Annotated in this window: 6 protein-coding genes; all 6 read left to right on the top strand. The window is 69.5% G+C overall.

Annotation, left to right across the window (positions count from 1 at the left end):
• The coding region (locus tag VKT83_13700; protein ID HLY23514.1) for an efflux RND transporter permease subunit at positions 1 to 2,716 on the top strand (2,716 nt) is incomplete at its 5' end.
• A gap of 135 nt (positions 2,717 to 2,851) precedes the next feature.
• Positions 2,852 to 3,502, top strand: a complete 651-nt coding sequence (locus VKT83_13695) for a TetR/AcrR family transcriptional regulator (protein ID HLY23513.1) — start codon at positions 2,852 to 2,854, stop codon at positions 3,500 to 3,502.
• A 1-nt stretch (position 3,503) separates the two neighbouring features.
• Positions 3,504 to 4,961: a TolC family protein gene (locus VKT83_13690; GenBank protein HLY23512.1), complete on the top strand. Its 1,458-nt coding sequence runs from the start codon at positions 3,504 to 3,506 to the stop codon at positions 4,959 to 4,961.
• A 27-nt stretch (positions 4,962 to 4,988) separates the two neighbouring features.
• A complete protein-coding gene (locus VKT83_13685) occupies positions 4,989 to 6,296 on the top strand; it encodes an efflux RND transporter periplasmic adaptor subunit (protein HLY23511.1) in 1,308 nt (435 codons plus the stop codon).
• The gene (locus VKT83_13680) at positions 6,293 to 8,287 is read left to right on the top strand and encodes an ATP-binding cassette domain-containing protein (protein ID HLY23510.1); all 1,995 of its coding nucleotides are present in this window, start codon (positions 6,293 to 6,295) and stop codon (positions 8,285 to 8,287) included. Before VKT83_13685 ends, VKT83_13680 begins: the two co-directional genes overlap by 4 nt.
• Positions 8,284 to 9,411, top strand: coding sequence for an ABC transporter permease (locus VKT83_13675; protein HLY23509.1), 1,128 nt, complete (start codon positions 8,284 to 8,286; stop codon positions 9,409 to 9,411). Before VKT83_13680 ends, VKT83_13675 begins: the two co-directional genes overlap by 4 nt.
• The last annotated feature ends 1 nt before the right edge of the window (position 9,412 follow it).

Below are 9,412 nucleotides of genomic sequence, written 5' to 3'. Positions count from 1 at the left end.
CGCGGGCGGCGTGGGGCAGGTGACGCTCGTCGGCGATCAGGCACGGCAGATCAACATCTGGGTCGACCCGGACCGCCTCGCCGCCTACGGGCTGCCGGTGACGAGCGTGCTCACGGCCGTGCAGAACCAGAACGTGCAGCTGCCCGCCGGGAACGTCGATCAGGGCAACACCCAGCTCACGCTGCGGGCGCTCAGCCGCGTCACGTCTCCAAGCGAACTCACCACCGTCGGGCTCACGACCCGCGACGGCCATCCGGTGACCCTCGGCGACGTCGCCGCGGTCGAGGATGGCGCCGCCGAGCCGGTCACCACCGCCAACGTCAACGGCACGCCGGCCGTCCTGCTCCAGATCACCAAGCAGTCGGGCGCCAACACGGTGAACGTGGTGCGCGCGCTGAAGGAACGGCTCCGGGCCATCACGCCGCTCCTGCCCGCCGGCTACGATCTGCGGGTCGTGCGCGACCAGTCGGTGTTCGTCGAGGCGTCGACCGCCGCCGTGCAGGAGCACTTGATCATCGGCTCGATGCTCGCCGCGCTGGTGGTGCTCCTGTTCCTCGGGAGCTGGCGGCCGACCATCATCGCCGCGCTCGCGATCCCGACGTCGATCATCAGCACGTTCACCCTGATTTCAGCGCTCGGGATGACCCTCAACATGATCACGCTGCTGGCCCTCGCGTTGGTCGTCGGCATCGTCATCGACGACGCGATCGTCGTGCTCGAGAACATCTATCGGCTGATGAAAGAGAAGGGCATGCCGCCCATGCAGGCGGCGGTCGAGGGCACCCGGGAAATCGGTCCGGCCGTCACCGCGACGACGCTCAGCCTGATCGCGGTGTTTCTGCCGCTTGCGTTCATGAGCGGGATCGTCGGCCAATTCATGAAGAGCTTCGGCTGGACGATGGCGTTCTCGATCGCGGTGTCGCTGATCGTGAGCTTCACGCTGACCCCGTCGCTGTCCGCGCGCTGGCTGAGCGCCCGGCGGAACGGCCGCGCCACAACCGGCGGCGGCAAGAACGGCGCCGCGGGTAACGCGCCGGTCGATACCGGGCTCGGCGCGGACTCGGCCGCGGAGCGCGGGCGCGTCTACGGCGCCCTCGACCACGGCTACCGGCGGCTGCTCGAATGGTCGCTCCGCCACCGGTGGGCCGTCATCGCGTTCACGCTCGTCACGCTGGTGAGCATCGCACCGATCGGCGCCGCCGTGCACAAGAACTTCCTGCCCGAGGACGATCAGTCCCAACTCGAGGTCGTGGTGCGCGCCCCGGAGGGGTGGACCCTCGACGCGACCAACCGTTTCGGCACGCAGCTGGCGGCGGAGATCCGGCGGCTCCCCGGCGTGGACTACACCATCGTGACGGCGGGCGACGATGCGCAGCACACCCCGAACCGCTTCACGATTTTCGTGCGGCTCGTCGACCTCGGCAAGCGGAAGGTGCCCCAGCAGGCGCTGTACGGCCAGATCCGCGACCGGATCCTCTCGCGGTACACGTACCTCGGCCTGCAGAGCCAGGTCGAGGCCACCTCGGAGTTCGGCGGCAGCGGCGGCTTCCAGCCGGTCGACTACGTCGTGAGCGGGCCCGACCTCGCCGTCCTGACCCGCGCGGGCGACCGCGGGCTCCAGGTCCTGCGTTCGATTCCCGGCGTCGTGGACGCGCGGTCCTCGCTCGTCAGCGGCGCGCCGCAGCTCGGCATGCGCGTCGACCGCCAGCGGGCCGCGGACCTCGGCGTCAACGCCGTCGACGCGGCGAACGCGATGTACATGTTGGTTCAGGGCATCGAGGTGAAGACCGCCAAATACGCGGAGGCCGGCCAGCAGTACAAGATCGTCATCCGGGCCGACAAGCAGCACCGCAGCAACGAACAGCTGCTGGCGGAGCTTCCGGTCAACTCCTCGATGGCGGGCGTCGCGGCGCTCGAGCAGGTCGTCACGACGACCCGCGGCACCGGGCCGAGCGAGATCACCCACTACAACCGGCGGCGGCAGGTGGAGCTGACCGCCAACCTGCTGCCCGGTACCTCCCAGGCCGCCGTCTTGAATCAGCTCGACCGCAAGATGCGCGCGCTCAACCTGGGGCCGGCGTACGACATGACCTTCACCGGACAGGCGCTGGAGCAGGGACGGCAGGCCGCGGCGTTCATGACGTCGTTTATGATGTCGTTCGTCTTCATGTACCTGGTGCTCGCCGCGCAGTTCGAGTCCTGGATCCATCCGGTGACGATCCTGCTGTCGTTGCCGCTGACCGTGCCGTTTGCGCTCCTGTCGATCCTGTTCCTGAACGGCTCGCTCAACATCCTGTCGCAGCTCGGCATCCTCGTGCTGTTCGGGGTGGTGAAGAAGAACGCGATCCTCCAGATCGACCGGGCCAACCACCTGCGGGCCGCGGGGCTCGACCGCAACGCGGCGATCATCCAGGCGAGCCGCGACCGGCTGCGCCCGATCCTCATGACCACGATCGCGTTCGTGGCCGGCATGATTCCACTCTTCATCAGCCGCGGAGTCGGCGCCGAGACAAACCGCGCGATGAGTTCGGTGATCATCGGCGGGCAGGTGTTCTCGCTGGTGCTGACGCTCGTCGCGATCCCGGTGATCTACTCGTACTTCGACGATTTGCAGCACGCCGGCATCCGGGGCTGGTTCGCGCGGCGGTTCTCCCGGCCGCGTGCGGGCATCCGCGGTGTTTCGCCCGCGACGGAAGGCGCCGGCGGCGCCGAATAACGATCCCCGGCGCGTGAAATCAATGGTCCCGACATCGACGTTTGACGGGGAGAGAAGCGAGGGATACGCTGAATGAGCGGTCAGTCATCTTTCCTCGCTGTACTGCCGGGAGGCGTACCCGAATCGATGGCCCGTTTGAGCACAACCGCGCGCGAAGCCCGCACCGGTGAGCGGCGCGCGCAGATCTTGCGCGCCGCGCTGGAGGTGTTCAGCCGCCGCGGATTCCACGGCGCGACGATCCGCGAGATCGCCTCGACCGCGGGTCTGGCCGAGGGCACGATATATCTCTACTTCCCGAGCAAGCAGGACGTCTTGCGCGGCGTCATCGGTGTGATCGCGGACGACGGCGCGCCGCCCGCGCCCGAACAGTTCGCGCCCGGCGACGACGAAGCGTTTGTGCTCGCCTTCGTTCGCGCGCGGGTCCAGACGCTGGCGCGGCACGCGTCGTTCATCCGGCTCGTCGTGCATGAGGCCGACCTGCACGAAGACGTCCGGCGGGAGTTTTTCCGGCGGCTGCACGAACCGTTTGTGCAGCGGTTCCGGGCCTATCTCGAGGCGCGCATCGCCGACGGCGCCTTCCGTCCGGTCAATACCGAGGTCACCGCGTCGATCTGTTTCCGCATGGTCATGAGCTACATCATGACGCAGCACGTGCTCGGCTTCGCCGGTGTCCGGTACGACGATGAGGAGTACCTGGGCGAGATGGCGGCGCTGATTCTGCGGGGCCTGACGGCCCGCGCCCCGGCGCCGCCCTCCGCACCCGAAGCGTTCAAGAGGGGGGACTGAAATGCCCGTTCGGCTCGTTCGGTCGGTTGCGTTCATCACGCTCGCGGCGACGGCGCTTCTTCCGCTGACGGCGGCCGCGCAGACGCAGCCGACCCCGCCGCAGGTTCCACCGGCCCCGGTGCAGCCTGCCGCGCCCGCTGCGCCGCTCCAGATCCCGCCCGTGCCGCCGGTGCCGTCGGTTGGCGCCGGCGCGCCGCTCACGCTGCTCGATGCGGTCCGGCGCGCGCTGGAACAGAACCTGACGGTGCGGCAGGCGGCGCTGGCGGTCGCGATCGCCCGTGCCCAGGTGGGCCAAGCCGAGGCGGGCCTCTGGCCGACCGTATCGGTCGGAGCCAGCAACACGCAGCAGACGCCGCCGGGCAACTCGACGCTGGGCGGGACGATCAACATTCCGAGCGCCGGGATCACCGGCGCCCCCTTTACGGCGATCGTGCCCGGGTCGACGCCGCCGCAGTGGAACGTGCACGGCATCGTCAATTACGCGGTGTACACCGGCAACGCGGTGCAGGACCAGATCGCAATCGCCCAGGCGAACCTGCGCGGTCAGCAGAGCGCGTTCGCGGCGACGGCGGAGCAGACGGTCCTCGCGGTCCGGCAGGCCTACTTCAACTACGTGCAGAGCGAAGGCCAGGTGGCGGCCGCTCAGCGCGCCGTTGCCGCCTCGCAGGAGAACGTGCGGGTCACGCAGGCTCAGGTCAACGTCGGCACGTCGCCCGAATTCAACCTGCTGCAGGCGCAGGTACAGCTCGCCCAGGCCCAGCGGACGCTGACGCAGGCCAAGGCCGCGGCCGTTCTGGCCGAGCAGCAGCTCGCGGCCGTGGTCAATCTGCCGATCTCGTCGGCGATCGCCGCGACGACACCGATGGGCCTGCCCGCGCCGCCGCCGGACGTGGAGGCGCTGGTGAAGCAGGGGCTCGCCAACCGGGCGGAGGTCGCACAGGCGCAGGCCGCGATCCAGGCCGCGCAGGCCGCGGTCGATCTGGCCGCGGCGGGTCTGCGGCCCAACATCACGTTGACCGGTGGTCCGCAAATGCAGTCGAACACTCTCTCGTCGAGCACGCCGGTGACCTGGGCGGGCACGCTGGCGCTCACGCTCGCGATCTTCGACGGCGGCCTCACCAGGGCCAAAGTCGAGCAGGCGCGCCAGCAGCTCGCGCTCACCCGGGTCCAGCTCGAGCAGACGCAGCAGACCGTTGAGGAGCAGGTCCGCGCCGCCTACCTCAACCTCCAGCAGGCGGCGGAGCAGCTGGCCTCGGCCCAGGCCGGCCTCGTCGCGGCCCAGGAAGCCTTGCGGATCGCGAACGTCAGGTTCCAGGCCGGGGTCGGGACGCAGCTCGAGGTGGTGACGGCGATCCAGAACCTGGCGGCGGCCGACGCCGCGTTGGTGCAGGCGCTGTTCCAGTACAATCTCGCGCTCGCGCAGATCGACCAGGCCGTCGGGACCCAGATCACGCTGTGACGGTCGGCGCCTGATGCCGCTTCCCTGATGGCCGCTTCCCCGCCGCGGCGCAACCGCCGGCCGCTCCTGCTGGCCGCCCTCGCCGTCGCCGTGCTGGCGGTGATCGCCTGGGACGTATGGCAGGCCTACTTGAGACAGGAGACCGCGGACCAGCTGTTCGGCTCGGGGTCGATCGAAGCAACGCAGGTCGACATCGCGCCGAAGATTACCGGCCGCATCGTCAAGTTGGCCGCGGCGGAGGGCGACACCGTGCACGCGGGTGAGGTGCTGGTGCGGCTCGACAGCCGGGATCTACAGGCACAGGTCGATCAGGTGCGCGCGAACGTGACCGCGGCGGAGGCGAAGGTGAGGCAGGCGGCGTCTGCGGTCGAGACGCAGCAACTGACGACGGACGCGCAGGTCGGCCAGGCGCGCGCGGCGCTCGCGGCCGCCGAGACCGTCGTGCCGCAGGGACAGACGACCGTGGCTCTCGTCGGGCAGACGGTCGAGCAGTCGGTGAACCAGACACGCGCGCAGCTGAGCGCGGCGCAGGCGCAGGCCGTGGCCGCGCGGTCGAACCTGGCGAAGGCGCAGAGCGACTACGCGCGGGCCAAGGCTTTGTTTGCCCAAGGCGCCATCGCCGCCCAGGACGTCGACGCCGCGCGGGCCGCGTATGACGCCGCGGTCGCCGCGGATCGTAGTGCCCGGGACGCCGTGACGCAGGCGCAGGCGGTGATGCGGTCGGCGGAAGCGAACCGGCTGCAGATTCCGATCCAGCAGCAGAGCGTGACCGCGAGCCGGGCCGCGGTCGTCCAGGCGCAGCAGGCGCTCGCCAACGCGGAGGCCGGATACACCGTCGTCGCGCAGCGCCGGCAGGATCTGGCCGCGGCGCAGGCGGCGCTCGCCCAGGCTCAGGCGGCGCTCCGGTACCAGCAGATCCTCCTCGGGTACACGACCGTCGTGTCGCCCATCGATGGGATCGTTCTGACCCAGAACAACCAGGAGGGCGAGGTCGTCGCGGCCGGCGGGGCCGTCTACACGATCGTGAACCCGGGCGACATGTGGCTGCGGGTGTTTATTCCGGAGAATCAGATCGGGCGGGTGCACCTCAACCAGCGGGCGGAGATCTCCGTGGACACGTATCCCGGGCGGACGTTTCCCGCCCACGTCTCCGAGATCTCTACCCGGGCCGAGTTTACGCCGATCAACGTGCAGTCCAGAGAGAACCGCGTGAAGCTCGTCTACGGCGTGAAACTGCAGATCACCAGCCGCTACGGAGAGCTGAAGCCCGGGATGCCGGCGGATGCGACGATCTACGTCGGAACCGCGGGACCGGGGCAACGACCGTCCCCGTGAACCCGTCGGCGCCGGCGAGGGACGGCGCCCCGCCTGCGCTGGACGCCGCCGGCCTGACGCGCCGGTTCGGAGAGCGGACGGCGGTCGACGGCATCACGCTGCGGGTGCCGCGCGGCGAGGTGTTCGCGCTGCTCGGCCCCGACGGGTCCGGCAAGACGACCCTGCTGCGGATGTGCTGCGGCGCCCTCCAGCCGACGGCCGGCCGCGTCGCGATCGACGGCACGGACATCGCCCGCGATCCGGGCGAGGTGCAGGCGCGGATCGGATACATGCCGCAGCGGTTCAGTTTGTACGGCGACCTCTCGGTTCAGGAAAACCTGGACTTCTATGCCGACTTGTTCGACGTGGCGCGGGCCGGCCGCGCCGAGCGCAATGCGCAGCTCCTCGAATTTGCGGGCTTGACCGGCTTTCGAGGCCGTCTCGCGCAGCAGCTCTCGGGCGGCATGAAGCAAAAACTCGCGCTCGCCTGCACCTTGATCCACTCGCCGTCCATCCTGCTGCTCGACGAGCCGACGACCGGGGTCGACCCGGTCTCGCGCCGCGAGTTCTGGCGCCTTCTGTACGATCTCCACCGCGACGGTGCAACGATCATCGCGAGCACGCCCTACATGGACGAAGCGGAGCGGGCGACGACCGTCGGATTCATGTACCAGGGCCGGCTCATTTCGGTCGAGCCGCCCGACGCGATGCGCCACCGGATGCGGGGCGAGGTCGTCGAGGTGCTCGCCGAGCCCCGCGAGACGGTTCGCCGGGTGCTCGCCGCGTCGTCCGAGGTGCTGTCGCACATGGTGTTTGCCGACCGTCTCCACGTGGTCGTGCAGGACGCCGCGCGGGCGATCCCGGCGCTGCGCGCGGAGCTGACACAGGCCGGCGGCACGGTGCTCGAGGCGGAGCCGATCCCGCCGTCGCTCGAGGACGTGTTCATCTCGATGATCGAAGAACAGGGCGCCGCGGACCGTCCGCCGGCGGCCGCGGGGCGCGGCGCGGCGCGGCCGATGCCTGAGCCCGCGGGCGCGACCGGGGCGGATCGCGGACCCCTCGCGGTGCGCGCGGAGGGCCTGACGCGCCGCTTCGACTCGTTCGTGGCCGTCGACCACGTTACGTTCGACATCCCGTCGGGCGCAATCTGGGGGTTTCTTGGGCCCAACGGCGCCGGGAAGTCTACCACCATCCGCATGCTCTGTGGAATCCTGGAACCGTCTGAGGGACGCGCGTCGGTGCTCGGCTACGACGTCGCCCGCGATCCCGAGCAGATCAAGGCGCGGATCGGCTACATGTCCCAGCGCTTCAGCCTGTACGACGACCTCACGGTTGAAGAGAACCTCACGTTCTACGCCGGCGTCTACGGCCTCGGCCGCGCCGAGGCGCGCGCGACCGTCGACGAGTGGATCGCCCGCGCCGGACTGCGGGGCCGCGAGCGCGCGCTGACGGGGGAGCTGTCGGGCGGATACCGGCAGCGGCTCGCGTTCGGCTGCGCGGTCCTCCACCGGCCGCGAATGGTGTTCCTCGACGAGCCGACGAGCGGCGTGGACCCCGTGAGCCGGCGGGCCTTCTGGGATCTCATCGACGAGTTTGCGCGCGCCGGCATCACGATCATGGTGACGACGCACTACATGGATGAAGCCGAGCACTGCGACACCCTCGCGTTCATCTTCGGCGGCCGGATCATCGCGTCCGGGACGCCGGCGGAGATCAAACGCCGGATGTCGGGGGCCCTCCTGGAAGTCCGGGCCGCGCCCATCGAGCAGGCGCTCGAGGCGGTGCGCGGCGAGCCGGGCGTGCGCGACGTCGCGCTGTTCGGCCGGGCGATCCACGCGACGGTGGACGACGCGGGTCAGGCGGAAGGGCTGCGGACGTCGCTCGCGCGCGCCGGGATCGCCGTCGAAGGCATCCGGGAGGTCCGGCCGTCGCTGGAAGACGCGTTCGTCTCACTCGTCGAGCGGGACGTGGCCGCGTCCCGCGACGGTGCCGGCGCGCAGGAGGGCCGATGAACTTCCGCCGCCTGTGGGCCGTGGTGCGGAAGGAAATCCTGCATCTGGTGCGCGACCGCCGGACGCTCGCGACGATCATCACGCTTCCGATCATGCAGTTGTTTCTGTACGGATACCTGACCAACGACGTCACGCACATTCCCACCGCGGTATTCGATCAATCCCGCACCCCCGAGAGCCGGACCTTGCTCGCCGCCTTCGCCAACACGACGTATCTCGACATGAAGTATTACGCCGACAGCTTCAACGGGGTCCAGCGGCTGATCGACGGGGGCGACGCCAAGATCGGGATCCTGATCCCGCCGGACTACGCGACCCGGCTCCGCAGCGGCCGCACGGCGCAGGTCGGCGTGATCGTGGACGCCTCCGAGCCGACGTCGGCGAACGTCGTGCTCGGCCTGGCGGGTGGGATCGGGCAGTCGCTCTCGACCCAGCTCATCATCCAGCGGGCCGGCCGCCTCGGGCTGCCGCCGCCCGTCCAGCTCGTCGACGTGCGCCCGCGCGCCTGGTACAATCCGACGCTTTCCAACGTCTACTTCATCGTCCCGGGCGTGATCGCAGTCGTGCTGGTGTTCGTCACCACCATCCAGGCCGTGACGGTCATCGTGCGCGAGCGGGAGCGTGGGACGATCGAACAGCTCGTCGTGACGCCGATCACCGGGCTCGAGCTGCTGCTGGGCAAGATCATCCCGCTCATCGGGCTTGGGTATCTCGAGATCACGATCACGCTGCTGCTGGCCAGCCTTTGGTTCGGGATGCCGATCAAAGGCAGCCTGCTGCTGCTCTACGTGCTGTCGCTCGCGTTCTTCTTCAGCACCCTGGGGATCGGGGTGTTGATCTCGACCGTGTCGAAGACGTTCCAGCAGGCGGTGCAGGTGGCGCAGCTGCTGCTCCTGCCGAGCATCCTGCTGTCGGGCTTCATCTTCCCGAGGGAGTCGCTGCCGTACTGGCTGCAGGTGATCGGCGGGGCGTTTCCGCTGACCTATTTCGTGGTCGTAATCCGGGGGATTCTCATCAAGGGCGTCGGGATCGAGGCTCTCTGGAAGCAGATTCTGCCGCTTCTAGGCCTCGGGCTGTTGTTCTTCGGGGTGGCGATCAGCCGATTCCAGAAGCGGGTGGACTAGG

It is taken from the genome of bacterium (assembly GCA_035308905.1).
In the GTDB taxonomy this organism is placed as follows: Bacteria; Sysuimicrobiota; Sysuimicrobiia; order Sysuimicrobiales; family Segetimicrobiaceae; genus DASSJF01.
Note: the sequence above shows the minus strand (reverse complement) of the source record. Positions and strands in the feature narration are given on the sequence as shown.

Excerpts from the sequence above, each read along its gene's own strand:
- VKT83_13690 (HLY23512.1), top strand. The coding sequence starts at position 3,504 with ATGCCCGTTCGGCTCGTTCGGTCGGTTGCGTTCATCACGCTCGCGGCG.
- VKT83_13685 (HLY23511.1), top strand. The coding sequence starts at position 4,989 with ATGGCCGCTTCCCCGCCGCGGCGCAACCGCCGGCCGCTCCTGCTGGCC.
- VKT83_13675 (HLY23509.1), top strand. The coding sequence starts at position 8,284 with ATGAACTTCCGCCGCCTGTGGGCCGTGGTGCGGAAGGAAATCCTGCAT.